The 25,265-nt window shown below is 61.3% G+C and carries 24 protein-coding genes and 1 pseudogene; 6 read left to right on the plus strand and 19 right to left on the minus strand.

The genetic code is table 11. The features are described from left to right. Nucleotides 1-19: 19 nt before the first annotated feature. Genes AACY08_RS09760 through AACY08_RS09815 form a run of 12 tightly spaced genes read right to left on the minus strand, consistent with a single transcriptional unit; the run spans nucleotide 20 to nucleotide 10,831 of the window. Nucleotides 20-2,332, minus strand: coding sequence for an MMPL family transporter (locus AACY08_RS09760; RefSeq protein ID WP_339469232.1), 2,313 nt, complete (start codon nucleotides 2,330-2,332; stop codon nucleotides 20-22). Then, nucleotides 2,322-3,005 carry an outer membrane lipoprotein carrier protein LolA gene (locus AACY08_RS09765; RefSeq protein ID WP_339469233.1) on the minus strand — a complete coding sequence of 228 codons (684 nt, stop codon included), beginning with the start codon at nucleotides 3,003-3,005 and terminating at the stop codon, nucleotides 2,322-2,324. Before AACY08_RS09765 ends, AACY08_RS09760 begins: the two co-directional genes overlap by 11 nt. Beyond that, on the minus strand, nucleotides 2,999-3,427 hold the full coding sequence (locus AACY08_RS09770; RefSeq protein WP_339427274.1) for an acyl-CoA thioesterase: 429 nt from the start codon (nucleotides 3,425-3,427) through the stop codon (nucleotides 2,999-3,001). The genes AACY08_RS09765 and AACY08_RS09770 overlap by 7 nt, the downstream gene beginning before the upstream one ends. Continuing rightward, nucleotides 3,420-4,961 carry an HAL/PAL/TAL family ammonia-lyase gene (locus tag AACY08_RS09775; protein ID WP_339469234.1) on the minus strand — a complete coding sequence of 514 codons (1,542 nt, stop codon included), beginning with the start codon at nucleotides 4,959-4,961 and terminating at the stop codon, nucleotides 3,420-3,422. Before AACY08_RS09775 ends, AACY08_RS09770 begins: the two co-directional genes overlap by 8 nt. Continuing rightward, on the minus strand, nucleotides 4,945-5,880 hold the full coding sequence (locus tag AACY08_RS09780; RefSeq protein ID WP_339469235.1) for an LpxL/LpxP family acyltransferase: 936 nt from the start codon (nucleotides 5,878-5,880) through the stop codon (nucleotides 4,945-4,947). Before AACY08_RS09780 ends, AACY08_RS09775 begins: the two co-directional genes overlap by 17 nt. Next, nucleotides 5,877-6,611 (minus strand): glycosyltransferase family 2 protein, encoded by a 735-nt coding sequence (locus AACY08_RS09785; protein WP_339435794.1) that lies wholly within the window; start codon nucleotides 6,609-6,611, stop codon nucleotides 5,877-5,879. The genes AACY08_RS09780 and AACY08_RS09785 overlap by 4 nt, the downstream gene beginning before the upstream one ends. Then, nucleotides 6,604-8,274 carry an AMP-binding protein gene (locus AACY08_RS09790; RefSeq protein WP_339469237.1) on the minus strand — a complete coding sequence of 557 codons (1,671 nt, stop codon included), beginning with the start codon at nucleotides 8,272-8,274 and terminating at the stop codon, nucleotides 6,604-6,606. Before AACY08_RS09790 ends, AACY08_RS09785 begins: the two co-directional genes overlap by 8 nt. Then, nucleotides 8,271-8,816, minus strand: coding sequence for a hypothetical protein (locus AACY08_RS09795; protein WP_339469239.1), 546 nt, complete (start codon nucleotides 8,814-8,816; stop codon nucleotides 8,271-8,273). The genes AACY08_RS09790 and AACY08_RS09795 overlap by 4 nt, the downstream gene beginning before the upstream one ends. Further along, on the minus strand, nucleotides 8,813-9,067 hold the full coding sequence (locus AACY08_RS09800) for an acyl carrier protein (RefSeq protein ID WP_003187949.1): 255 nt from the start codon (nucleotides 9,065-9,067) through the stop codon (nucleotides 8,813-8,815). Before AACY08_RS09800 ends, AACY08_RS09795 begins: the two co-directional genes overlap by 4 nt. A 9-nt stretch (nucleotides 9,068-9,076) precedes the next feature. Next, the gene (locus tag AACY08_RS09805) at nucleotides 9,077-9,346 is read right to left on the minus strand and encodes a phosphopantetheine-binding protein (protein WP_339427272.1); all 270 of its coding nucleotides are present in this window, start codon (nucleotides 9,344-9,346) and stop codon (nucleotides 9,077-9,079) included. Beyond that, a complete protein-coding gene (locus tag AACY08_RS09810; RefSeq protein WP_339427271.1) occupies nucleotides 9,324-10,136 on the minus strand; it encodes a lysophospholipid acyltransferase family protein in 813 nt (270 codons plus the stop codon). The genes AACY08_RS09805 and AACY08_RS09810 overlap by 23 nt, the downstream gene beginning before the upstream one ends. Continuing rightward, nucleotides 10,112-10,831, minus strand: a complete 720-nt coding sequence (locus tag AACY08_RS09815) for a beta-ketoacyl synthase chain length factor (protein WP_339469240.1) — start codon at nucleotides 10,829-10,831, stop codon at nucleotides 10,112-10,114. The genes AACY08_RS09810 and AACY08_RS09815 overlap by 25 nt, the downstream gene beginning before the upstream one ends. Before the next feature lie 304 nt (nucleotides 10,832-11,135). On the opposite strand from AACY08_RS09815, the gene AACY08_RS09820 reads away from it, so the two are divergent. Together AACY08_RS09820 and AACY08_RS09825 are read left to right on the plus strand one after the other, a co-directional pair. Then, complete coding sequence (locus tag AACY08_RS09820) at nucleotides 11,136-11,906, plus strand: ParA family protein (RefSeq protein ID WP_339469241.1); 771 nt, start codon at nucleotides 11,136-11,138, stop codon at nucleotides 11,904-11,906. A gap of 477 nt (nucleotides 11,907-12,383) precedes the next feature. Further along, nucleotides 12,384-12,605, plus strand: a complete 222-nt coding sequence (locus AACY08_RS09825) for a DUF6124 family protein (RefSeq protein WP_339469242.1) — start codon at nucleotides 12,384-12,386, stop codon at nucleotides 12,603-12,605. 100 nt (nucleotides 12,606-12,705) lie between these two features. Here the strand turns inward: AACY08_RS09825 and trxC are convergent, their stop codons facing one another. Continuing rightward, entirely contained in the window at nucleotides 12,706-13,140 is a 435-nt protein-coding gene (gene trxC, locus AACY08_RS09830; RefSeq protein WP_339469243.1) for a thioredoxin TrxC, read from the minus strand. A gap of 235 nt (nucleotides 13,141-13,375) precedes the next feature. Here trxC and AACY08_RS09835 point away from each other — a divergent pair, with 235 nt between their 5' ends. Continuing rightward, the gene (locus AACY08_RS09835; protein ID WP_049710375.1) at nucleotides 13,376-13,672 is read left to right on the plus strand and encodes a type II toxin-antitoxin system HigB family toxin; all 297 of its coding nucleotides are present in this window, start codon (nucleotides 13,376-13,378) and stop codon (nucleotides 13,670-13,672) included. Further along, entirely contained in the window at nucleotides 13,669-14,070 is a 402-nt protein-coding gene (locus tag AACY08_RS09840) for a helix-turn-helix domain-containing protein (RefSeq protein ID WP_339415827.1), read from the plus strand. Before AACY08_RS09835 ends, AACY08_RS09840 begins: the two co-directional genes overlap by 4 nt. Before the next feature lie 5 nt (nucleotides 14,071-14,075). Here AACY08_RS09840 and selO read toward each other — a convergent pair whose 3' ends face one another. From selO to AACY08_RS30440, 5 genes and pseudogenes are all read right to left on the minus strand, one after another. Continuing rightward, nucleotides 14,076-15,539, minus strand: a complete 1,464-nt coding sequence (selO, locus tag AACY08_RS09845) for a protein adenylyltransferase SelO (RefSeq protein WP_339469244.1) — start codon at nucleotides 15,537-15,539, stop codon at nucleotides 14,076-14,078. A gap of 48 nt (nucleotides 15,540-15,587) precedes the next feature. After that, a complete protein-coding gene (gene mscK, locus AACY08_RS09850; RefSeq protein WP_339469245.1) occupies nucleotides 15,588-18,971 on the minus strand; it encodes a mechanosensitive channel MscK in 3,384 nt (1,127 codons plus the stop codon). 53 nt (nucleotides 18,972-19,024) lie between these two features. Next, complete coding sequence (locus AACY08_RS09855; RefSeq protein WP_339469246.1) at nucleotides 19,025-20,767, minus strand: potassium/proton antiporter; 1,743 nt, start codon at nucleotides 20,765-20,767, stop codon at nucleotides 19,025-19,027. Nucleotides 20,768-20,999: 232 nt separating this feature from the next. Beyond that, on the minus strand, nucleotides 21,000-21,872 hold the full coding sequence (locus AACY08_RS30435) for a methyl-accepting chemotaxis protein (protein WP_445261431.1): 873 nt from the start codon (nucleotides 21,870-21,872) through the stop codon (nucleotides 21,000-21,002). A gap of 30 nt (nucleotides 21,873-21,902) precedes the next feature. After that, nucleotides 21,903-22,664 (minus strand): annotated as a pseudogene (locus tag AACY08_RS30440) (MCP four helix bundle domain-containing protein); the annotation flags it as partial. A 238-nt stretch (nucleotides 22,665-22,902) separates the two neighbouring features. Between AACY08_RS30440 and AACY08_RS09865 the strand changes: the two are divergent. Together AACY08_RS09865 and AACY08_RS09870 are read left to right on the plus strand one after the other, a co-directional pair. After that, the gene (locus AACY08_RS09865; RefSeq protein WP_339415589.1) at nucleotides 22,903-23,133 is read left to right on the plus strand and encodes a hypothetical protein; all 231 of its coding nucleotides are present in this window, start codon (nucleotides 22,903-22,905) and stop codon (nucleotides 23,131-23,133) included. Beyond that, a complete protein-coding gene (locus tag AACY08_RS09870) occupies nucleotides 23,130-23,423 on the plus strand; it encodes a cell division protein ZapA (protein WP_314566837.1) in 294 nt (97 codons plus the stop codon). The genes AACY08_RS09865 and AACY08_RS09870 overlap by 4 nt, the downstream gene beginning before the upstream one ends. On the opposite strand, the gene AACY08_RS09875 is transcribed toward AACY08_RS09870, so the two are convergent. Beyond that, on the minus strand, nucleotides 23,420-25,222 hold the full coding sequence (locus AACY08_RS09875) for an acyl-CoA dehydrogenase (RefSeq protein ID WP_339469249.1): 1,803 nt from the start codon (nucleotides 25,220-25,222) through the stop codon (nucleotides 23,420-23,422). The genes AACY08_RS09870 and AACY08_RS09875 overlap by 4 nt on opposite strands. Nucleotides 25,223-25,265: the final 43 nt, after the last annotated feature.

The following is a 25,265-nucleotide window of genomic DNA, read 5'->3' on the forward strand; positions in this document are numbered from 1 at the left end:
ACATTGGCATTAATCACATTCATAAGGCGTGCCTCTGTTGCCCGGCCCAGGGTGCCAGCATAAAGCTGAAGGCCAGGCCCAGGCTGACCGATAAGCCGAAATTACTCACTGCCGGTGTACTGGATACGGCCAGCAGGCCAAACGACAACCAGGTTGTCAGCGCCGCCAGCAATGTGCCTAGCAGGCTGACCGCCGGACCGCCGATTTGCTCGCGCATCAGGATCGCGTAGTCGACGCTGATCGCCGTGACCAGCAGCAAACCGAACAGGCTGAACAGCGTCAGCGGCTGGCCCAGCCAACCGAGGCTGGCCAGGCTGCACAGGGCCGCCAGCAGCGGCAGGGCGACAATGCGCAAGGCACCGCCAAACCCGAAGGGCAGGATCAGCAAGAGCACGATCAGCACGCACGACATCAATTTCAATTCGGCGGCGCTGATTTGCGTGTCGGCGAACACCCGGTTCAATTCGCCCAGGCGGTCCACCAATTGCACGCCGGGTAAATCCACTGCTTGCACCCGCAGCAGCGCCGGGTTGTTCAAGCCTTGCAGGCTAACCATTGCTGCCACGCCGCCGTCCACCGGGCCCAGCCACAGGGTGCGCCAAGGCTCGGCCAATGGGCCTGCCAGTGCGGCGTCGATATCTTGCGTAGGCAACGCTTGCAGTTGCCTCACCTCAGCTTGCAGGGCGCTGGCCGGTACGCCAAGGTCCAGCAATGGCTGCCAGTGCTGCGGCAGTTTATTCAAGGCGTCGCGCACTTGTTGCTGCTCTGCGGGCAGGCTGACCAGTTGATTGAGCGCCAGATAGCCCTTGAGCTTATCCATGTTTACCAATTGATCCAGGCGCTGCGCGAGTGCGCGCTGGCGCTCCAGCAACTGCTGCTGATCCTGCGCCCGCACCAGGAAAAACTGGCTGGTGGGTTGGAACCCGGTAATCCGCGCGACGGCCTGTGCTTCTTCCAGCAATTGCGGCGGCGCGCCGATCCACTGGCGGATATCGTTTTTGCTGTTCAACTGCCACAGGCCACCGGCGCAAAACAGCACCAGCAGCGCCAGCAAGACCGGGCTCGGCACGCGCTTGAGCAGCGAGGCGCGCAGCCGCCACAGGCCTTCGGCGATACACAGCGGCCATTGCGCCGTGCGCAGCTCGACGCCCTTGAGCAGCGCCGGCAACAGGCACACGGCGGACAAATAAGCGCCCACCAGCCCAGCGGCGGAGAACACCGCGATCTGTGTCAACGCCGGGAACGGCGTCCACGCCAGCGCCAAGTAACCGATGCAACTGGTCGCCAGGCTCAGGCTCAGGCCGGGCAAGGTCAGGCGCAACGCCGGCCAGCTGCGCCATGGGCGCATGCTCCAGCTTTTCGACAGGTAGTGCAGCGGGTAATCCACCGCCACGCCGATCAGGCTGGAGCCGAGCACTAAGGTCATCACATGCATGTGCCCGAACAGCGCCACACAGGCCACCGCGCCAAACAGTATGCCCACCAGCACCGGCACAAAAGCCAGCAACACGCGCCAGCGTCGGAACGCCAGCAACAGCAGTAACAGGATGCCGACGGTAGCGCCGCCGCCGACCCAGGTGATTTCCCGCGTGGCTTGCTGCTGACCATTGGCCGCATACAGCAAGCCGCTGGCGGCGAGCAGTTGCGCGCCTTGCTGACCTGCCTGCTCGCGGCTGGCCTGGAGCAACTGCGCCACTTGCAGCGGCAGGTTCATGTCAAAGGCATTGCCGGTGGTGCTCGCACGCAGCAGCACCCAACGCTTGCCGTCAGCGTCGGCGACCAACGCGCCGCTGCCGATATCCAATTGCACTGCGCCCTGTTGCGGTTGGCTGTTCTGGATACGCCCGGTCAGCCCCAGCCAGTCATCCTGGCTGGGCACCAGGCTGAACCCGGTAAAGGGGTCGAACAGGGCTTGCACGCGTTGCTGGATAAACGCGTCGGGCTGGTTCATCAGTTGCTCGCGGTCCGTGGTCGAGAGCATCGCCAGGCGACCGCGCAGCAATTGCTCGCGTAGCGCCGGCAAGTCGGCTTGCAGGTTCCACTGCACTTTTTCAAACAACCCGCTGGCTTGCCAGCGCTCGCCCAATTGTTGCGCCACGGCGACCGCTTGTTGGCGGTCGGCATGGCCCACCAGCACCAGTATTTGGCGGTTAAGCGGTTCCTGCATGCGCTGTTCGGCTTGTTGCTCCAGGGCATCCGGCGTGTTGCCCGGCACCAGCTCCATCAGGTTGGCGGACAACGGCGCGCCGTGGCGCCACTGCCAGCCGGCCAGCGTAAGCACCGCCATCAGCAGGATCAGGAAAAGGCGCGGCAGCAGGCGCTCACTGGGCAAAGTCGTGTTGCTCCGCGTCGCTCAACGGCTGTTTGGCAGTGCTGTCCTGCATGCGCAGCACGGTGCTGTCGCCTTGGGTTTCGAGCAATTCGATCTTTTGCACAAGATCGCCACCGTCGATGTTGATCCGGTTGAAGACTTGCTTGAGCAGCAGCGAGCGCGGAATCAGGGTCAATTGCCACTGCTTGGCCTCGCCGTGCAACTGCAAGTCGAAGTCACGCTGCAAGCCGCTGCTGTCGCCCTGGAGCACGGCGAGGAACAAGCGGTTCTGCTCGGCGCCGGCACTCTTGTTTGGCAGCAGTTGCCAGCCATTGGCGTCGCGGCGGGCGATGCCTTGTGCGCTGATGCGGTAGTCCTGTTGCAGCGGGGTTTTCAGCAGCCACAGCAGGCCGTGGTCCTTGGCGAGGACGAAGGTGCCTTTGCTGACCAAGGGTTGGGGCAGGGCACGCAGGTGTTTTTCCTGGGTGAAGCTGCCGTGGATCACTGAGGGTTTTGCAAGCTGATCGCTGAGTTGTTGCAGATCAAAGGCGTGGGCATTAAAGCTCAGCAACAGCGCAACCCCTGTGGGAGCAAGCTTGCTCGCGAAGAGCCTGAGAGCGCCGCGCAGTGTCAGGCGGCCCGCGTTATCGTTAACGTCCATCGCGGGCAAGCCCGCTCCCACAGGGGTCAGCATTTCAAGGCCCTTTCTATGGCGTCTGTGAATACTTTTGGCGAGGCCAATTGCATCTCGCGGGTCGTGATTTCCACGGCCACTTGCACGGTGCTGGCACGGGTCAAACGCTCGCCGCTGGCGAGGTCGGTGATCAGGTAATTGACCTTCAAGCGGTTCTCCCACTCCACCAGGCTGGCGCGCACGTTAATGGTCTGGCCGAACACAGCACCGCGCACGTAGCGCAGTTGCATGTCGATCACCGGCCAGGCGTAGCCGGACTCGAGCATCGCCGTGTAGTTATGGCCTATCTGGTCCAGCAGCGCGCAGCGCGCCACTTCCAGGTACTTCACGTAATGCCCGTGCCACACGACATTCATGGTGTCGACGTCAAAAAACGGCACCAGGATTTCGGTGTCGCAATGCAGTACGCCGGGGCTACGCATGCAGCCTCCAGTGTTGCTCGGCGATGCGTTGCAGGCACAGGCGCAGTTCACCTTCCAGGGCACGGTCTTCGATGACCGGCGGGAAATCTTTGGCGAGTTCTTCGTGCATCGCCGCCAATGCCGGTGGCAGCGCGCGTGCATCCTCAGCCTGGGCCCGCAGCCAAACGCCTTGGTTGGCGGCGAGCAGGGTAGCGGCGGCGACCTGTTCGGTCAGCTCCAGCACGCGGATCGCATCGCGTGCGGCGATGGTGCCCATGCTCACCTTGTCTTGGTTATGGCACTCGGTGGAGCGCGAGAACACGCTGGCCGGCATGGTGTTTTTCAGCGCTTCGGCGGTCCAGGCGCTGGTGCCGATCTGCACGGCCTTGAAGCCATGGTTGATCATCGCGCGGTCAGCCGGGGCGCCGGACAGGTTGCTCGGCAGGCCGTGGTTGTAACGCACGTCCACCAGCAGCGCGAGCTGGCGGTCAAGCAGGTCGGCGACGTTGGCCACCAGGGTCTTGAGGCTGTCCATGGCGAAGGCGATATGCCCGCCGTAGAAGTGCCCGCCGTGCAATACGCGCTCTTCTTCAGCGTCGATGATCGGGTTGTCGTTGGCGCTGTTCAGCTCGACCTCGATGAACGAACGCAGCCAGTTCAGGCTGTCGGCCAGCACCCCGAGCACGTGGGGCGCGCAGCGCAGCGAATAACGGTCTTGCAGGCGATGCAGCGGCGCGGTCGGTGCGTCAATCGCCAGGTCTTTGCGCAGCCAGGCGGCGACTTGCATCTGCCCCGGGTGCGGCTTGGCGGCGAACAGGCGCTCGTCGAAGTGTTCCGGGTTGCCTTGCAGCGCCACCACGTTCAGTGCGGTGATGCGCGTGGCCAGTTGCAGCAGGTAGTCGGCGCGGGCGAAGGCCAGGCAAGCCAGGCCGGTCATCACAGCGGTGCCGTTCATCAGCGCCAGCGCTTCCTTGGGCCGCAGTACCAGCGGTTCCCAGCCCAGCTCGCGGTGCACGTCGGCAGCCTGGCGGCGTTCGCCACGGAACATCACTTCGCGCTCGCCGGACAGGGTCGCGGCCACGTAGGACAGCGGCGTCAGGTCACCGCTGGCGCCCACCGAGCCTTCTTCCGGGATCAGCGGCAGCACGTCGTGTTCAAGGAAGGCATGCAGGCGCTCGAGCAGTTCCACGCGCACACCGGACACGCCGTGGCACAGCGACTGCAAACGCGCGGCCAGCACGGCGCGGGTTGCTTGGGCGTCGAGCAACTTGCCCAGGCCGCAACCGTGAAAGGTGTACAGGTGACGCGGCAGCGCCTCGACGTGCTGCAACGGCACCGCCACCACGCACGAATCGCCGTAGCCGGTGGTCACGCCGTAGATCACGCCTTCCTTGTCCAGCAGCGAGTCGAGGAACTGCGCGCCCTTGGCAATGCGCTGGCGATACGCGGCATCGTTTTGCAATTGGGTGGGCACCTGACGATTGGCCAGGGCCAGCACGTCTTCGATGCGCAAAGCGCGTTCGCCAAAGGTTACTGGCTCAAGATGCGTCGTCATCGGTCTTCCAGAAAGGGTAAAAGTTGAACCATTGTTGGGGCGCTTCCAGGCAAAACTGGCCCAGGCGTGCAGCGTAGCGCGCGGTCCATAAGGCTATGACTTGCTCGCGGGTGTTGCGTTTCCATTCGACCCGTTCGGCGAAAGGTTCAATGCTCAGGCGATAGCGGTTGTTGTGCTTGAGGCACATCAGCAGGTTCACCGGGCACTTGAGCAGGCCGGCCAGCAGCCAGGGGCCTTGGGGGAAGGCGGCGTCATGGCCGAGGAAACCCACGCGCACCGTGCGCCCACCGTGCAGCGGCACGCGGTCGCCGGCAATCGCCAGCCACTCGCCCTCGTCCAGGCGCTGGCTGAGCAGCAGCATGGTGGCCGGGTCCAGCTCGCTGACCTGGATCAGGCGCAAGTGGCTCGCGCCGGCTTCGCCCAGCAGGCGGTTGAATTGTTCGGCGTGCTTGGTGTGCACCAGCACGTTCATGGTGACTTTTTCACCGATCTCCGCGAGGGCGCGGCACACTTCGAGGTTGCCCAGGTGCGCCCCCACCAGCATCTGCCCACGTTCACCGCGCAGGTGCCCGCGCAATTGCGCCGGGTCGTTGATGTCGATCTGCTCCAGGCGCAATTTGCCGTTCCACACGTCGAGCTTATCGAGCATTGAGTCTGCAAACGCCATGAACTGACCGAAGACTTTTCTGTGGGTGGGGCGCAGGTCATCACGCCCGCTCCAGTCGGCCAGGCGCTGCTGGTATTGCCAGGCGCTCTGGCGCGCCGTGCGGCCGAACAGGAAGAAGTACAGGACGATCCCGTACAGCAGCGGGCTCAATACCCGACGGCCGAGTACCTTGGCGGCGAAGGCAGTGAGCTTCATCAGCCAATAGCTGCCGCGTTCATCACGGTCAGCCCAGTGTTTGTTGCGGTCGCTCATGCCTGCCACCGTCGCCACAGGATCATCGGCGCACGGATCAGCATGCCGAAGAACAGTCGGGTGTGCATGGCCGAGATACGGACGTTGTCGCGGAACAAACGAAAGTGCGACAAGCCGTCAGCGGGGTAGTGCACCTGGGTTGGCAGCCAGCGCATCGGCTGGTTGCGCCAGGCCAAGCGCACCAGGATGTCCGAGTCGAAGTCCATGCGCGTACCAATGTAGGCCGAGTCCATCAGCGCCAGCACCGGCGCCAGTGGGTACACGCGAAAGCCGCACATTGAATCGCGAATCTGCAACGACAAGGTGTTGATCCACACCCACACGTGGGTCAGGTAGCGCGCGTACAAACGGCCCTTGGGCACGCTGTCGTCGTATTCGGGGTAGCCGCAGATAATCGCATCGGGGTGCCTGCGCGAGGTGTCGATAAACGTCTCGACTTCGCGCAGGTCGTGCTGGCCGTCGGCGTCCACTTGCAGCGTGTGGCTGAAGCCCAGGCGTGCGGCTTCGCGAAAGCCCGCCATCACCGCGCCGCCTTTGCCCTGGTTGTTGGGCAGGGTGAGCAGGGTGACGTTATCCAGCGTGGCAAGTTGCGCCAGCACTGCCGCGCAGGTGGGGCTGCTGCCGTCGTCCACCAACAGGCAAGGCAGGCCGCTGTTCAACAGGCTGTGGACCACGGCCGGCACGGCGGCTTCGTGGTTGTAGACCGGGATCAGGGCGCACGGGTTATGCATGCGTGGCCTCCAGCAAAATCCGGCCGCTGGAGCAGGCGGCGGCGCCGTTGCGGTAGGCGAAGTACAGCTTGCCGCGCTCCCGGTCGAAGCGCAGGTGCAGTTCAATCGCGTCGCCGGGGCGTACCAGTTGCTGGAACTTGAGCACTTCCATTCCGGCAAAGGTCGGCGGCAAATCGAGCAGTTGCTGGCCTAGGTTGAACGCCCACTCCACCTGCACCACGCCCGGCAGCACCGGCGTGACCGGGAAGTGACCGCTGAAATAAGCCAGGTCCGGCGGGACGCTCAGTTTTGCGGTCCATTCGCCGTTGGCTTCGACTTTCTCCAGCACGTCGGGCGCCTTTGGGCGCGGCGCCAACAGCAGCGACTCGACGTCGGCCTGGGGCAGCTTGCCTTGGCTGTTCAGCGGTAACTGCCTCAGCAAACGCCAGCGACGCGGCAGGGCCAGCGCTTCGCAATGCTGGCTCAAGTGTTGGCGCAGGGTTTGGGTGAGCGTGCGCCGGCCCTGATTGCGCAGGGCATGCAGGCCCTCGTCGCTCAGCACAACCAGGGCGCCGAGGGAGGCGCGGTTTTCCTGCACCACGCCCAGGCGGGTTTCGGCGACCCACGGATGGGCCATCAGTGCGTGTTCTAGCATGGGCAGGGAAATACGTTTTTCTTCCAGTTTGACGATGCGATCCAAGCGGCCCAGCAGTTCGAAACGGCCATCGGCGTGAATGCGCGCGGCGTCGGCGGTCTGTTCGATATGCCCTTCAGGCAGATACTTTGAGGCGATGCGCAGCGCGCCGTCTGCATCCTGACTCAGTTGCACGTCGGCAAACGGCTGCCAGGGCTGCGCACCCTGGCGCCAGGCGATGCCGCCGGTTTCCGAGCTGCCGAGGATTTCCGTGGGCCACTGCTGCAAACGGTCGTAAAGGCTGCCGGCAGCGTCCACTGGCAGCGCGCCGCCGGACGAAAACACCCGCGACACCTGGCTCAGTGCCGGCCAGTCGAGGTTATCGCCCATGCGCTTGAGCAGTGCCGGGCTGGCGACCCAGGCAAATTGTCCGTGCTCGCGGCTCGCGCGCTGCATGTCTTCAGGGAAAGCCAACTGCTTGCGCACAAAGGTGCGCCCGGCGCACAGCGGCCAGAGCACTCGGAACAGCAAACCGTAGATATGTTGAGTGGCCACGCTGCCGATGATGCAGGCGTCTTTAAGGTCCGGGCCCCACAGGGTTTCCAGCGCCTCAACTTCGTTAGCCAGCTGGCGCAGCGTCTTGTCGATGCGCTTGGGTTCGCCACTGGAGCCGGAGGTGCACAGGCTCAGTTGGCAGCTGTCCAGATCAAGGGCGGCTGGGCGCAGTGGTGTTTGAAACAGCGCGTCCAGGTCAGCCGCTTCGGTCAGCCAGGCATCAACGGCCTCGTCCCAGCGTTGGCGGGTTTGAGGTTGCAAATCGGCGGGCAGTAGCACGCTGACCCCGGCCCGCCATGCGCCCAGCAGGGCAATTGCCAGCAGGCCGGCATCTTCCAGGTACACGGCCAGGCGCTGGGTACCCCGCGCTTGCAGGCCCGCCGCCAGGCTCAGGGACTGCTCCCACAGCTGTGCATGATTCATCTCAGGCTCGGTGGTGACCAAACGCTGTTGCAGCGGCTCAAGCAGCAAGTGCTCAAGTTTCAACCCATTCATACGCGGCCTCGAACCCTTTGTCGTACCAGCCATTCCACGGCAAACAACAGCCCAATCAGCCCGTAGGCGATCAAGCCGTTGTACAACGTCCACCAACTCAGCGGCGCCCACAAGGTGAGGGCAGTGGCGAGCAGGCCATTACACAGAAAAAACACGCTCCACACCACGGTAACCTGGCGGGTATACACAATGGCGTGGGGCGGCAACACCGGATCGGTCATGCGCGCCAGGCGCTCGACCATCGGTGGGCCGTATTTCAGGCTCAAACCGAACAGTGACAACATGAACGCGTTGACCAGGCTCGGGTACCAGCGCAACAGTTGCGGGTTATCGAACCAAGCCAGCGCTAAACAAAACACGATGATCGCCAACGCCATCCAGCGGCTGCCGGGGCGTCGGGCACCGGTCAGCCCACGCAGCAGCCACAGGCCGCCGAGCAGCAGGCCGAATTGCCAGGGTGCAAAGTGCTCGGTGCCGTAATACACCGCAAATGGGTACAGCAGCCCCGCCAGCAACAGGCCAAGGCCGATCAGCCGGCTCATGCGGCCGGCTGGACCAGGCGGTACACCGCCTCAACCACGTCGTTCACGGTCCGTACCGCCTTGAATTCTTCGGCGGCGATCTTCTTGCCGGTCTGGCGCTTGATATGGTCGATCAAGTCGACGGCGTCGATGCTGTCGATTTCCAGGTCCTGGTACAGGTTGGCGTCAAGGGTGACGCGTTCCGGCGGCAGTTCAAACAGTTCCACCAAGGCATCGCGCAAGGTGTTGAAGATATCGTCACGAGTTTGCATGGTCCGGTCTCAAGCTGCCTGTCTGTCCGTGACATACGCCGCAAGGCTGGCCACGTTGGTGAAGTGATTGCGGGTGTCCTTGGCGTCGGCATCGATCTTGATGCCGTACTTTTTCTGGATTGCCAGGCCCAGTTCCAAGGCGTCTACCGAATCCAGGCCGAGGCCTTCGCCGAACAGGGTTTGCTCGCTACCGATGTCGTCGACGCTGATGTCTTCAAGGCCCAGGGCCTCGATGATCAGCATCTTTATGTCGTGCTCAAGGCAGTGTCTGTCGCTCATCTTCGGCGAGCTCCTTAAAAAAATAGTCGTGCAGGTAATCGTTGAGCTTGCGTGAGGCTTGGGGCGCGGGGCCCAGTGTTGCGAACGCCTGTGGTTCTATATCGGCACCCACCCGCAAACTGAAGTGCACGCGGCATTTTGGGATGCGATACCAGGGTTCGGCCTTGGTCAGCGTCGTGGGGCTGACCTTGATCACCACGGGGGTGATGATTGTCGCACCCCGCAGCGCAATGGCGGCGCCGCCGCGATGAAAGGCAGGCGCCGCGCCGGGTGTGGTGCGGGTGCCCTCGGGGAAAATGATCAGGGTCTGGCCTGCGCGCAGGGCATCGGCGGCGGCATCGAGCATTTCAGCGCTGCCGTCGTTGCTGATGTAGCCCGCGTCGCGCACTGGCCCGCGGGTAAAGGGGTTCTGCCACAGGCTCTGCTTGACCACGCAATTGGCCTGGCGCACCAGGCCGATCAGAAACACCACATCGATCAGCGACGGGTGGTTGGCGATGATCATCTGGCCCGGGCGCCCGAGTTTTTCCGCGCCGTCGACGCTATAGGTCAGCACGCCGGCGCGTTGCATCAAGCGAATAAAGAACCAGAACAGCCAACTGATGGTGTGGCGGGCGCGACGTCGGTGGCTTGCTGCGCTGCCTGGCAGGCAACTGAGCAGGGGAAACACCAGCAACCGCAGGCACAGCCCACCGAAGCCAAACAGCGCGAAACTGGCAGCGGTGGCGAACAGACGCCAATAGTAGGCGTCTCGCGGTTTGTCGTTCAGGGTTTGCGTTGCCAGTTCCATACGCGGTTCTTCCAGGCATGTTGGCAGGCGACCTGTTCGGTGAGCAGGGTGCGCAGCAGGTTCAGGGCGTGGGGCCACTGGGTTTGAGTGAGTTGGACAGTGCGGGTGCTGAGTTCCAACTGCCACTCGTCGCCCGGTGTCAGCAACAGGCCGAGGGCGTAAGGAAAGGGTGCGTCAACGATCCAGCTGGCGTAGGCCTCGGGCGGCAGTTCTTCGGTAATCACCAGCAAAACGGCCGGCGCGCCTTCGTTGAGCAGCGCGGCGGCCTCGAGCATGCCGTGTTCCAGGCCATCGCCCGCGGCCGCGAGGGCGGTCATTTCGCTGGTTTCATTGCGCAGGATCGACCACAGCCCAATCACCGCGTTATGCACCGACAGGCTGAACTGGGTTGGCGACAGTGGCTGGTCATTGGCCAGGTCGCTGAGAATATCGAGGGTGCGCGGGGTCTCGCCATGCCGGGAAACAAACACCAGTGGCAAGTCCTGCAAGCCCTCGGCCAGCGGCCAGCCTACGCTGAACGCCATGCGCGCCAGGCGGCTCAGCCGGCGGCGTTGCATGGCTGGCAGGAACGAGACGTCGGGGCAGGCTTCGCTGACAGGCAGAGACACCGGGGCCTTGCACCAGGCACGCCATTCATCCGCGCCTTCCAGGCCAGGGGCCCAGGCGCGCCATTGGGCGATGTTGAAAGTGATCACTGAGAAAGTATCCCGCCCCTGCGGGCTTCCATGTGCGACTTTTGGCCCCGAATACCGGGACAGGGAGCAATAGCCGAATGGCGCGCATTATCCGGGTGCCGTGGGGTTCTAGCAAATATTGGTAAAAAATTGTTCACGGCTGATAACAATTTGGTTGGGATGATTTACAGATTGTCCTTTACCCCACGCCGATTTGGATTGTCGGGCCCTTCCTGTTCGTTTGTCGGGGATGGATGAACGAGGTAGCGAACATTCGCTTAAGCCCTCTACACTCCTGCATTCATTGATACACGGAGGTTTTTCCATGCGGCGCGTGGTGTTCAATCAAAAAGGCGGCGTTGGCAAGTCCAGCATCGCCTGCAACCTGGCGGCGGTCAGCGCCAGTGAAGGCTATCGAACCCTGTTGGTGGACCTCGATGCACAAGCCAACTCAACCCAATACCTCACCGGGCTGACCGGCGACGACATCCCCATGGGTATCGCGGATTTTTTCAAGCAAACCCTGTCTTCCGGGCCGTTTTCCAAGAAAAACAAAGTCGATATCTACGAAACGCCCTTCGACAACCTGCATGTGATCACCGCCACTGCGGAATTGGCAGACCTGCAGCCCAAGCTTGAAGCCAAGCACAAGATCAACAAGCTGCGAAAGCTGTTGGACGAACTGAGCGAAGACTACGACCGGATTTACCTGGATACGCCGCCGGCGCTGAATTTTTATGCGGTTTCGGCGCTGATTGCTGCCGATCGCGTGCTGATACCGTTTGATTGCGACAGCTTCTCCCGCCAGGCACTGTACGGCCTGCTGGCTGAAATCGAAGAATTGAAGGAAGACCACAACGAAGGCCTGGAAGTGGAAGGTATCGTGGTCAACCAGTTCCAGGCGCGTGCGAGTTTGCCGCAGCAGATGCTCGATGAGTTGATTGCAGAAGGGTTGCCGGTGCTGCCGGTGTACCTGACCAGCTCCGTACGCATGCGCGAGTCGCATCAGGAGAACAAGCCGCTGATCCATCTGGACCCTCGGCATAAGCTGGCGCAGCAGTTTGTGGAATTGCATAACCTGCTGGAAAACGCGTGATCTTTTAGGCAACAGTAGAACACTGTGGGAGCCGGGCTTGCCCGCGATGCATGCACCTCGGTGTGTCAATCACACCGCAGTGATGCTATTGCAGGCAAGCCAGCTCCCACATGTGTATGGCATTCTTGCAGCTGGATTTGGATTTGTCCCACAGGGGCTGTAGGACGGGTCCGGCAATAGGGGCTGTGCCTTGTAACGTTGCCTACAGGTAAGCCAGAATCGCCCGGCTTGTGCGTCTGGATGGGCGTCTCTAAGGTTCCTGGGTCGCTGAATGTTCAGTGATCGGGTTTAGTAGCCTGAAGAGCATGTAAAGGGCACAAGCCCCGTCGAGCAATTTTGTCTTTGTTTGATGGTGGCTGTGCGTAGGGCATCTTCGGGTGCGCCGGCTTTGCATCGCTCCCGGTCTACTAACCTGCGTACAGCTGCCACCCCTCGTTTAGTAGCGTTGTGAGGGCGGCCTTATCCCGAGCGATGACCATGAAAACTAATAACGTCTACAGCGTCACCCCCAACCTCCCCACCGAAACCCTCGTCCTCAACAGCTACGAAACCTTCTCCTCCGTCCGCACCCTACTGCTCAACCTGTCCAACGACCTCAGCGGCGAACACCGCGACGTGGCCCTGGCCATCCACCAATTGAGCGAACTCGGCGTCATGCTCGTCGGCCAGATGATGGACCGCGAAGCCCCGTTGGCCTAAGGCTGGAATGCGGTCAGTGTGGGAGCTGGCTTGCCTGCGATAGCTGCAGTGAATTCAACACTGCCATCGCAGGCAAGCCAGCTCCCACACTCGACCGTGTTTAGACGCCCTGGCTACGCAACCAACTCATCAACTGCGGCAACGGAAACGCCCCGCTCTGACGCGCCACTTCGCGGCCATTCTTGAACAGAATCAAGCTGGGAATCGAACGAATCCCCAACTGCGCCGACAACTGCTGATTGGCCTCACTGTCGAGCTTGGCCAACCGGCACTTGCCCTCCAGCTGCCCAGCGGCCTGCTCAAACACCGGCGCGAATGACTTGCACGGCCCGCACCAGTCGGCCCGCACATCCACCAGCAAGGGCAGGTCGCCCTTGATCTGGCTGGCGTAGTCGCCTTGCTTCAACTCGAAAGGCTTGCTCAACAACACCGGCTGCTTGCAGCGCCCGCATTTGGGCGCGTCACTCAGGCGTTCGCCGGGGATGCGGTTGAGGCCGTTGCAATGAGGGCAGGGGATTACAAGAGGTTCGGACATGGTGGGCTCCTTCGATGTGGCCAATGGGCTGTATCTGGAGTCGGGCGAGGTGTTTATCAAGGCGGGGAGAGGGAGGACTCATCCACTCACAGCTTTGCCCGTGCTGATGTGGGCAGCTATCTAGGCTGTCAGAGCCTGTTCTGTTTTGAGCCATCGGTCTGTTTGCGATTATCGCAAATTGCGATATTCGGAATTCGGGTTTAACCTTCATAGCAAGATGCGATAAGGATGTTGCATGCGAGTGATCAGCGAGAAAAGGATCTGGGAAGCGAAGGAAAAGTGGCCACGTTCAGCAACAGCGTTAGATCAGTGGTATCGGGTAATGAGGCGAAATTACCCCAAAGATTTCGCGGCGATGAAAGCCATGTTCCCCGCCACGGATAAAGTCGGGGAGTTTCACATTTTCGATATTGGAGGCAACAAGTTGAGGTTGATTGCTGGCGTGGAGTATCGGGCGCAGCGCATCTACATCAAGCATCTGCTTGATCACCGCGACTATGAGAAAGATAAATGGAAGGAAAACAACAGATGAGCGCGCTTATGCGAGTAGCTGCCGAACACTGGCAATTTGTTTCACCAGTGATGCGCAAACCAGAAAACGAGGAAGACTACGACGCTCTGGTATGTGGGTTGGACGAGTTATTGAGCCTGATCGGCGAAAATGAGGACAGTCCGCTGATGAGCTTGGTAGATATCCTCAGCGACTGGATCGAAGCCTACGATCATGAGCATCGCCCAATGCCCGTCGCCAGCGGCGCCGATGTGCTGCGATACATGATGCGCGAGCACAATCTCACTCAGAGCGACCTGCCGGGCGTCGGCGCCCAATCGGTCGTCTCTGAGGTGTTGAGCGGAAAGCGCCAACTCAACATACGGCAAATTCGTTGGCTGGCTGAACGCTTCGGCGTATCAGTAGAAACCTTTATCTGAGGCGTTTACGACGAACAACTAATCTCCAAATGCTTGCCCCAATCCGGGGGGCGCTGTGCGTATTGCTCCATCCCCGCTTGCTCCTCAAACGGCTTGGACAGTACTTCATGCAGCCGCCGCACTTCGCTGTAATCGCCCGACTCGGCCGCAGTGATGGCGTTCTGCGCGAGGTAGTTGCGCAGGATGTACAGCGGGTTCACCGCGTGCATCCGCTTGCGGCGCTGCTCTTCGCTATATTCCCCATCCCGCGCAACGCGGGCCTTGTACAGCTCAGCCCAGGCATCAAACCCGGCGAGGTCGACGAAGTCGTCGCGCAGTCGTGCCACGGCCAGCGCCGCCGACTCATCTCCCAGGCGGCGGAAGAACAGCGTGTAATCAACGCCACTGTTCTGCATCAGTTGCAACAAGCGCTCCACCAGCTTCTGGTCATCGTCTTCAGCGCTGGTCAGCCCCATGCGGCGACGCATCAAATCCAGGTAATTCGCCTGATACAACGGCAGATACAGCCCAAGCGCTTCTTTCAAGGTGTCGACGCTGATAAACGGCGTCAACGCCTGTGCCAATGCACTGAGGTTCCACTGCCCAATCGGCACTTGGTTGCTGAAGGAGTAACGTCCTTCATGGTCGGAGTGGTTGCAGATGAAGTGCGCATCAAAGTCATCGAGAAACGCAAACGGCCCGAAGTCGAAGGTGATGCCCAGGATCGACATGTTGTCGGTATTCATCACGCCATGGCAAAAGCCATAAGCCTGCCACTTGGCGATCAATTCGGCATTGCGCTCGACGATTTCGCGGAACATGGCCAGGTAAGGCTCTGGTTGTTCTCGGCACTCGGGGTAATGCAGGTTCAATACGTGCTCAGCCAAAATCGCCTGCTGTTCGGGTTTTTTGGTGTAATAGAAATACTCGAAATGCCCGAAGCGGATATGGCTCGGCGCCATGCGCAGCACCATCGCGCCGCGTTCCTGCTTCTCACGCCACACCGGGGTGTCGGAGCCGATCACGCACAGTGCGCGACTGCTGGGGATACCCAGCGCATGCAGCGCTTCGGAGGCCAAAAACTCGCGGATCGAAGACCGCAACACGGCGCGCCCATCACCCATGCGTGAGTAAGGCGTCATACCGGCACCCTTGAGGTGCAGGTCCCAGTGCTCGCCGGCCTCGTTATACACCTCACCCAGCAACAACCCACGGCCATCGCCCAATTGCGGGGTGTAGCCACCGAACTGATGCCCGGAATAGACCATCGCCCGTGGCTCCGCTTCGGCCCACAGCGTGTGCCCGCCAAACAGCTCGGCAAACACCGGCGTTTCGGCCACGGCCGGGTCGAGGTCGAGCAATGCCATGGCAGCGTTACTCGCCACTACCAGGCGCGGTGCGTCGAGGGGTTCAGGCAGTACGTGGGTTGAGAACGCGTCGCCCAGGCGTGCGAAGCGGTTGTCGAAGGTCAGTTCGTCGAGGGCTTTCACCGGCCATCTCCAGCAGAATGTCCGAGCATTCTGCTGGGGATAGCGCCGTTAGTCGAGTTTGCTCGGCGGCGGCTCCGGCGCATCTTCGACTTTGCCGGGTGGCGGCTCGGGGGCGTCCTGCTCGGGGGCAGGCCCTAAGAGGGTCTTGCGCTCGTCTTCGACCGGCACCAGTTTGTATTCCTGGCCGTGCGTGTTCTTGAGGTACACCTCCATCTGCCGGAACGAGATTTTGATGTGCTGTTTCTTGAACTCACGGTTGATGTAGCGGTTGACCTCATCCAGCACGGGGTTGCGGTCGCCCAGGTCGCGCACGTGCATGCGCAGTTCGTGGTCGAGGGTGCTTTCACCGAAGTTGAGGAAGTACACCAGCGGTTCCGGTTCCTTCAACACGCGTGGGTTTTCCCTGGCAGCCTTGAGCAACAATTCCTTCACCAAGTCCAGATCGGAGCCGTAGTCCACGCCCAGCTTCAGGGTGACCCGGGTGATGGTATCGGTCAGCGACCAGTTGATCAGTTGCCCGGTAATGAAGGTTTTGTTCGGGACAATGATGTCCTTGCGGTCAAAGTCGGTGATCGTCGTGGCGCGGATGCGGATTTTGCTCACCGTGCCCGACAGGTTGCCGATGGTGATGGTGTCGCCGATGCGCACCGGGCGTTCGAACAGGATCATGATGCCGGAGATAAAGTTGGCGAAGATCTCCTGCATACCAAAGCCCAACCCCACCGACAGCGCCGCCACCAGCCATTGCAACTTGTCCCAGCTCACGCCAAGGGTGGAGAGTGTGGAGACAAAACCGATGCCGGCAATCACATACGACAACAGCGTGGTCGTCGCGTAGGCGCTGCCTTGGGCCAGTTCCAGTCTGGACAGTACCAGCACCTCGAGCAGACCGGGCAGGTTGCGCGCCAGTGCGAAGGTAATGCCGATGATGATCAACGCGCCGATGAAATCGCCGATGCTGATCGGCACCATGCTGATATTCGCACCCGTGCCGCTGGTGTATTCGTACAGGGTGACGTTGTCCAGGTAGGAAAATACCGAGATCAGGTCCGACCACACCCAGTACAACGCCGCGATAAAGCCGCCGAGCAAGGCCAGGCGGATCAGTCGCATCGACTGCTCGTTGACCTGCTCGATGTCCAGGGTCGGCTCTTCGATCACCGCTTCGCCATCACCGGCTTCCTTGGCGGCCTGACGTTTAGCCAGTGCTCGCGCATAGGCCAGTCGCCGCGCCGCAACGCCCAGGCCGCGTACAAAGGTGGCCTCGATCACCAGCCAGAACATCAGCAGGTACAGGGTGTTGATCAAGCGGTCGCTGAGCTTGAGCGCGGTGTAGTAATAGCCAAAGCACACGGCGATAAAGAGGGCGACGGGCAGGGCGGTAAACAGCAGGCCGATGGCCTTGCGAAACAGTGAGGCTTTTTCATGGGTTGGGCTGTTGAGCAGCAGGCGACCCAGCAACCAGGCCATCAGCGCATAGCACGTGAGCACCACGCCAATGCCCAGCACATCGTCCGCCAGCGCCGCCGGCTGGTGCTCGGCGATCGCCACGACGGCCACCAGCGCCAGCACCACCAGACCGAGCTTGCGTATCCAGCCTTGCAGGAATTCGACTTGGGGTTTTTCCCAGCGGAAGTGCAATTGCGCCACGCCACCCGGCGCCAGGATGCGATAAGCGGTGTAGAACACCAGCCAGGCCTGGGCGATTTGCAGCAACGCTGCGCCGAGGTTGGCGTTCTGCCCGCGGGCGTCAATTTGCAGTGCATAGCCGCACAGCGCCAGGCCCAGCGCCACCGGCATCGCCAGCAGAATGTTGATCAGGATGGCCTGCGGCGTGTGCCACTGGCTGTCGCGCTTGAAGTGGCCGATGTCCAGGTGGACCTTGCTCAGGCGCTGATACAGGGCTTTGCGTCGCCACAGCAGGGCACCGATCACCAGCAGCAGTGGCAGGAACAGCAGCGGGCGCTGGGTCAGGCCGTCATACAATTCGCTGATGCTGGAAGCCCAGGGCAGGGTGGCGACTTGCTTGCTCAGGTGCGCCGGGACAGTTTCCAGCCACTCGGTGTCCAGCGGCTTGTTGCTGGGGATCCAGAACATCTGCTCATCCAGCGTCGCCCGCAGTGTGGTGGCGGTGCTGAGCAGTTGTTTCTGGTTCAGTTGCAACGTGATGGATTCATTCAGCAGCGAGCTCAGCTCTCGGCTCAGGCGCTCCAGAAGGTCGCTACGGGTAATGGCCAGTTCCAGCAACGTGCGGCGCAGTTGCGGGGTGACATCTTCTGGCGCCTGGTTAGCCAGCAAGTTATCCACATAGGCGCTGGGCGAGCTGATCAGCTCGCGCTGCTGGTTGACCTCAAACTGATACAAACGAATGTTGGCGATGTCATCCGCCAGGTCACGGTCTACTGTCAGGCGCGGCAGCGCCTGTTTCTGTTTGTAGAGGATCTTGGACAGCAGCAGGCTGCCTTTGAGCACGTTGATCTGCTCGTCCAGGGCCGAATCGCTCTGGGTGACTGTGTCCAGTTGCTGCTTGGTTTGCAGGTTTTTCTGGGTCAGGTCGTTGAGGCGGTCAGTGCTTTTAAGCAGGTAGTCGGAGAGCTTGAGGTTGGCCGCGCTTTCCGTGGCCAGCAGGCTGCTGCCGCCAGCTTTTTGCGCTTCGATGGATTGCTGGGTGACGGTCTGCTGGGATTGGGCCAGGCGCTTTTGGTTGATCAGGGTTTGCAGGTCCTGGATTTCTTGCTCCAGGCGCGCGGTTTTTTCCTGGATCAGGTCGTGCTGGCTGTTGCCCAGGTCTTGCAGTTGGCTGTTGCCTGCCAGTTCCTGGCGGCGCAAGGGGATCAGTGCGTTCAGGGCGGCGAGTTCAGCGTTGAGCTGGTTGCGTTGATCGGCATTGAGGGTTTTGCCGTTGTCTTTGCCGGCCTTGAGGATCGAGTTGATCTGCAGGATGCGCGTCTGGCTGCTGCTGATTTCGGTCTGGGCGCGTTCGGGCCGGGTCTGGGCGGCGATGGACAGGCTGTTGGCGTCGGCCAGCTCTTTTTGCAGGTCGCCCTGCTGGGTACTGCGCTGCACCAGCAATTGCTCGAGCTGCGGTACCGGCAGGGTGGCGTAGCGTTGGGCGACCGGGACGACCTTGGTAGCCTTGAGCCGCGTCAGTTCGCGCTGGTTCTCTGTGGTCTGACGCGGGGCGTCTTCCAGCTGGTGCTTGAGGTCGATGAGGCGCTGCTCATAGTCCTGCTTATTGTCCAGGTACGTCAGGGTCTGTTGCAGGATCGCCTGCAACGCTTTCATGTCGGCGTCGGGCAGCTTACGGTCGGGCAGTTTGTCCAGGGTTTGCTGGATGGCGTCGGCGCTGGGCGGGTCGGCCGCGTGGACGGTGCCGACACAGAGGGTCAAGCCCAGCAGGGCAGTGGCGAGAAATGTGCGCAGAGTTGGCATAGAGACCGGTCGAGCGAAATGAAAAAAAAGGGGGCGAACTGTCGCCCCGCAGTTTAGAGGAAGAGTCCGGGGCCTGGGCGACTTCCTTCGGGGAATCTGACGCCGACTTTGCCGATCTTGTTCCCGTCCATGACCGCGACGGTCCAGATGGTGTTGTTCCACTCCACCTGGTCGCCTACGACTGGCGCACCGCCGACTTTCTGGGTGATGAAGCGGCTCAGCGGCATGTCCGGGTCGATGCCCTCCAGCTTCAAGCCGTACAGGGCGGAAACCGCGCCCAGTTGGGCGTCGCCTTCCAGTACGAAGTCGCCGAAGAAGCGCAAATCCAAACCGCGTTGCGGCGCCTGGCTGAAGAGTTTGCCCAGGGCCGGGAGGTTGTGTTCGTGGCCGATCACACAGAGCAAATCATCGACTTCCAGCACCGTACTACCCGACGGATGGAGCAGTTGTTGACCACGGAACAGGGCGGCGATCCGCGTGCCCTCAGGCATTTTCAGCTCACGCAGGGCGGCGCCGATGCACCATTTTTCTGCGCCCAGGCGGTAGACGAACAGCTCCCACTCGCTGGTGACATGCACTTCCAAGGCCGCACGGGAGATCGGCGCCGGGTCCGGCGGTACGGTGACCTTGAGCAGCTTGGCCACCCACGGCAGGCTTGTGCCCTGCACCAGCAGCGAGACCAGCACGATAAAGAACGCCAGGTTGAAGTACAGCTGCGCATGCGGCAGGCCGGCCATCAGCGGGAACACCGCCAGAATGATCGGGACCGCACCGCGCAGGCCGACCCAGGCGATAAAGGCTTTTTCGCGGCCGTGAAACGCCTTGAACGGCAGCAGGCCAACCATCACCGACAGCGGCCGCGCAAACAGGATCATCCACAGTGCAAGACCCAGCGCCGGCAGGGCAATGGGCAGCAAGTCGTGGGGCGTGACCAATAGGCCCAGCACCAAAAACATGCCAATCTGAGCCAGCCACGCCATGCCATCGAGCATATGCAAAATGCCGTGACGGCTGCGCACCGGCCGGTTGCCGATGACCAGGCCGCACAGGTACACGGCGAGGAAGCCACTGCCGTGCAGGGCGTTGGTCAGGGCGAAGACGAACAGGCCACCGGCGATCACCAGGATCGGGTACAGGCCGTTGGCCAGGCTGATCCGGTTGACCATCTGCAGCATCAGCCAGCCGCCTCCCAGGCCGACGATACCGCCGATGCCGAACTCGCGGAGCAGGTGCGTCAGCAGGCTCCAGTGCAGGCCCGTCTGGCCGCTGGCAATCATGTCGATCAACGTGACAGTGAGGAACACCGCCATCGGGTCGTTGCTGCCGGATTCAATTTCCAGGCTGGCGGAGACCCGCTCGTTGAGGCCTTTACCGCCCAACAACGAGAATACCGCTGCGGCGTCCGTGGAGCCGACGATGGCGCCGATCAACAGGCCCTGGATGATATTGAGATCAAACAGCCAGGCCGCGGCCATACCGGTGAGGCCGGTGGTAATCAACACCCCCACCGTGGCCAGCGACAACGCCGGCCAGAGTGCCACACGGAAACTTGCGACCCTGGTACGCAAGCCGCCATCGAGCAGGATCACCGCCAGGGCGAGGTTGCCCACCAGGTAGGCCGTCGGGTAGTTATCGAAAATGATGCCGCCGCCATCAACGCCGGCCAGCATCCCCACGGCCAGGATGATCACCAGGATCGGAATCCCCAGGCGGGACGAAAGAGAACTCACCAGAATGCTCGCACTCACCAGCAACGCGCCGATCAAGAACAGGCTGTTGATGGTCGTCGCATTCAAAGGCAGTACTCCATGAGCAAACAAGACGGGGCGCAAACTGACCATGCAGTCTGCGTGCCAGCGATTCTAACCTGTTGAATTGCTGCGCTGTCAAAAAGGTTCTTCTGATTCATGTAGATCTAATGTGGGCGGGGGCTTGCTCGCGAATGCGGTACATCAGCTAAAGATAGGCTGACTGAACCACTGCATTCGCGCGCAAGCCCGCTCCCCCATTTTGACTGAGACGAGTCAGTTAGAGGCGGAACCGCCCCACCATCCCATTCAAGTCCACCGCCAACCGTGACAGCTCACTGCTCGCCGCGCTGGTCTGGCTGGCACCGGTCGCCGACTGTACCGACAGATCGCGAATGTTCACCAGGTTACGGTCCACTTCCCGCGCCACTTGTGCCTGTTCTTCCGCCGCACTGGCGATGACCAGGTTGCGCTCGTTGATCTCGACAATCGCGGTATTGATCGTGTCCAGCGACATCCCCGCGCCTTTGGCGATGTTCAGCGTCGACTCAGCGCGTTCCGTGCTGTTGCGCATCGAATCCACTGCATGCTCTGTACCCGCCTGGATGCTGCCGATCATCCGCTCGATTTCGCTGGTCGACTGCTGGGTGCGATGGGCGAGTGCGCGTACTTCGTCGGCAACCACCGCAAAGCCTCGTCCGGCTTCACCGGCGCGCGCCGCTTCAATCGCGGCGTTAAGGGCCAGCAGGTTGGTCTGGTCCGCCAGGCCGCGAATCACGTCGAGCACCTTGCCGATATCGCGCGACTCATTGGCCAAGTCGCCGATCAGCGTGGCGGTGGCCTGTACGTCGCCGCTCATGCGTTCGATGGCGCTGACGGTTTCCTGCACCAAATCACGGCCATCACCGGCGGAGGTGGTGGCGTTGCGCGAAGCTTCGGAGGTGCTCACCGCATTGCGTGCGACTTCTTCGACAGCGCTGGTCATCTCATTCACCGCAGTGGCGGCTTGTTCGATTTCGGCGTTTTGCTGAGTCAGGCCGCGGGCGCTTTCGTCGGTGACCGCGTTCAGCTCTTCGGCAGCTGATGCGAGCTGGGTAGCGGAACCGGCGATGCGTTGCAGGGTGTCGCGCAGTTTGTCCTGCATCTTGGCCATGGCGGCCAGCAGGCGCCCGGCTTCGTCGTTGCCGTCGACTTTGATCAGGCGCGTCAGGTTGCCTTCGGCCACTTCTTCCGCCGCTTCCAGTGCCTGGGAAATGGGCAGGGTGATGCTGCGGGTCAGCAGCCAGGCGAACAGCATCGTCAGTGTCGTGGCGATAATCAGCAGCCCAATCACCCAGTTGAAGGCCATGTTGTAATGGTCTTCGGCCTGTTGGTTGGTGTTAAGGGCGGCCTTGTTGTTGTAGTCCAGCAGGCGGTTGAGCACGGTGTTGACCTGCTCGGAGTTGCTCAACAGCTCAGTGTTGAGCAGGGTGCGCAGCTCTTCGATCTGGTTGGCGCGCGACAGGCTCTTCATGCGCGCTTCAATCTGTTGGTACTGGGCAAGCAGGCGCATGTACTCGTCGTAGATCGAGCGCTCTTCACTGCTGTCGATCAGTTTTTCGTAAATGCCCTGCGCGGTACGGATCTGCTGGTTGCGCAGTTCGAAGGCTTCCAGGGTCTTTTGCTGAACGTCCGGTTCGCGGTTGGTCAGCAAGCGATAGGACAGCACCCGCAGGCGCAAGGTGAGTTGGGTGAATTCATCGAGGGCGCGGATGCTCGGCACGCTGGACAGGGTGATGTCTTGGGTGGCGCCACGGATCTTGCTCATCTGATTCAACGCGAAAATACCGAGAAACAGCATCAACGCGCCGATAAGCGCGAAGCTGAGGAAGGCTCTCGCAGCGATATTCATATTACGAAGCGACATGGGGGGAATCCTGGGGGAGCGCGCGATCCGTGCGGCCATGAGACGGTGTGTGCTTCTCTATCGGTCTTACGACTAAAGTCTAAAGGGGCGTGTGCGTTTTTGTCGCACCTGACGAGGGTCTTGGCCGATTCAGGAACCAGATCGGGTAATTGCAGTCACTAAGGCTCGAAAGTGCGGCCCGGCCTTTAAAAATCGGGCTGCGCGCCAGGGATAACCCTGGCATCCGAGGTGAATTTTCTTTATCGTCACCGCCCTTTTAAAAGCCAGAGAAATCAAAATGTTAGAAGCATCCCTCAGCCAATTGGAACAACTCGTCAGCGACTTGGTACAACAAAATCAGGATCTGCTGGGCACCACCGAATCCCTAAAAGCGGAATTGGCCCGCGCCAAGGATGAGAACGACAGCCTGCAACTGAACCTGATGGAGCAGGAAGAAAAGCACGGCGCTACCGCCGCCCGTATCCAGGCGCTGGTTGAGCGTGTGAGCGCAGGGCCTGTCAACGCATGAGTGAAGGGATAAAGGTCGTTTCGATTCTCGGAGAGGATTACTCGATCAAGGCTCCGGCCGGGGAAGACAAAACCCTGATGCACGCCGTGACCCTGCTCAAGGCGTCCCTTGCCACCACCAAGAAAAAGTACCCGACCCTGATCGGTGACAAACTACTGGTGCTGGCGGCGCTGAACCTGTGCGCCGAGCAGATCGAAATGCAGCAGGCTCACCAGCAGGAACTCGACCGTTACCAAGAGCAAGTCAGCGCCACGGTCGATGTGATTTCCAAGGCGATCGGTACGCCTTAGAACCACTCATCCTGCATGCCGAGGCACGTGTCATCGCGTGCCTCCAGAATTGCCAGTTCATGATGGCAGCTCGGTACTTCCCAGGTCAGGAAGTACCGGGCGGCCTGGAGCTTGCCTTTATAAAAGGCCACATCCGCCGCATTGCCCCTGGCCAATCCTTCTTCGGCGCGAATCGCCTGTTCCAGCCAGCGCCAGCCAATCACCGTATGCCCGAACACCTTCAAGTACAGCGCCGAGTTTGCCAGGCTGCTGTTGACCTTGCCTTGGGCGAGATCCGTCAGCAGGCCGATGGTGACGCTTTGCAGGCGGTTGACCAACTGTTCCAGCGGTTCCCTTAGTGCGGTCAGGCTTGGGTATTCCTGCGCCCGTGCACCGGTTTCGGCAATCAGTCGTATGAGTTGCTTCAACCCCGCGCCGCCGTTCTGCGCGAGCTTGCGCCCCAGTAAATCCAGGGACTGGATCCCGTGCGTGCCTTCGTGGATCGGGTTCAGGCGGTTGTCGCGGTAGTACTGTTCCACCGGGTACTCGCGGGTGTAGCCATGGCCGCCGAGAATCTGGATTGCCAGTTCGTTGGCCTTGAGGCAGAACTCCGAAGGCCAGGATTTGACGATAGGCGTGAGCAGGTCCAGCAGTTCGTGGGCGTGCTTGCGCTCAGCTTCAGTTGCCAGGGTGGTGGTGTCGTCGAACAGCCGTGCAGCGTAGAGGCCAAGGTCGAAGGCGCCTTCCACGTAGGATTTTTGGGTCAGCAGCATGCGCTTGATGTCTGCGTGCTGAATGATCGAGACCGGAGCCGTTGTGGGGTCTTTGCTGTCGGGCAGGCGACCTTGCGGGCGTTCGCGGGCGTATTCCAGCGAGTAGAGGTAGCCGGCGTAACCGAGCATCACCGCTCCCATGCCGACGCCGATGCGCGCTTCGTTCATCATCTGGAACATGCAGCTCAGACCCTGGTGCGGTTTGCCCACCAGATAACCGACGCAACTACCGTTATCGCCGAAGTTGAGCGCGGTGGACGTAGTCCCGCGCCAGCCCATCTTGTGGAACAGCCCCGCCAGCAGCACGTCGTTGCGCTCGCCCAGGCTGCCATCGTCGTTGACCAGGAACTTGGGCACGATAAACAACGAAATGCCCTTCACCCCAGCGGGCGCATCCGGCAGCTTGGCCAGCACCATGTGCACGATGTTTTCCGACAGCGGGTGGTCGCCACCGGAGATGAAGATCTTGTTGCCCTTGAGTCGATAGGTGCCGTCAGCCGAAGGCTCCGCGCGCGTACGAATATCCGACAGCGACGAGCCCGCATGGGGTTCGGTCAGGGCCATGGTGCCGAAGAAGCGGCCGTCGATCATCGGTTGCAGGAAGCGTCGTTTCTGATCGTCGGTGCCGAAACTTTCGATCAGGTTGGCGGCGCCCATGGTCAGGAATGGGTAGGAAGTGGACGCCGCGTTCGCTGACTGGAAGTGCGCAAAACAGGCTTGAGACAGCAGGGTGGGCAGTTGCATGCCGCCTGCTTCGAAGCTGCGGGCCGCGTTGAGGAAGCCGGCTTCAAGGAAGGCATCCACCGCCGGTTTGACTTCCGGGATCAGGATGGCTGCGCCGTTCTCGTAGCGCGGTTCGTTCTCGTCGTTCTTGCGGTTGTGGGGGGCGAAATACTTTTCGGCGATGTTGCGCGCGGTGCTGATGGCCGCATCGAAGGTTTCGCGATTGTGCTCGGCAAACCGCTCGCGCTGGGTCAGGCCCTCTGCATCGAGGACTTCGTACAGCTCGAAAGCCAGATTGCGGGAACTGAGCAGCGTCTCGGACATGGCGGATTACCTGTAGAAAAGTATGCCGCAGTCTAGGAGCGCT

The sequence above is a fragment of the Pseudomonas sp. EL_65y_Pfl1_R83 genome, from assembly GCF_963970695.1.
Taxonomy (GTDB): domain Bacteria; phylum Pseudomonadota; class Gammaproteobacteria; order Pseudomonadales; family Pseudomonadaceae; genus Aquipseudomonas; species Aquipseudomonas tritici.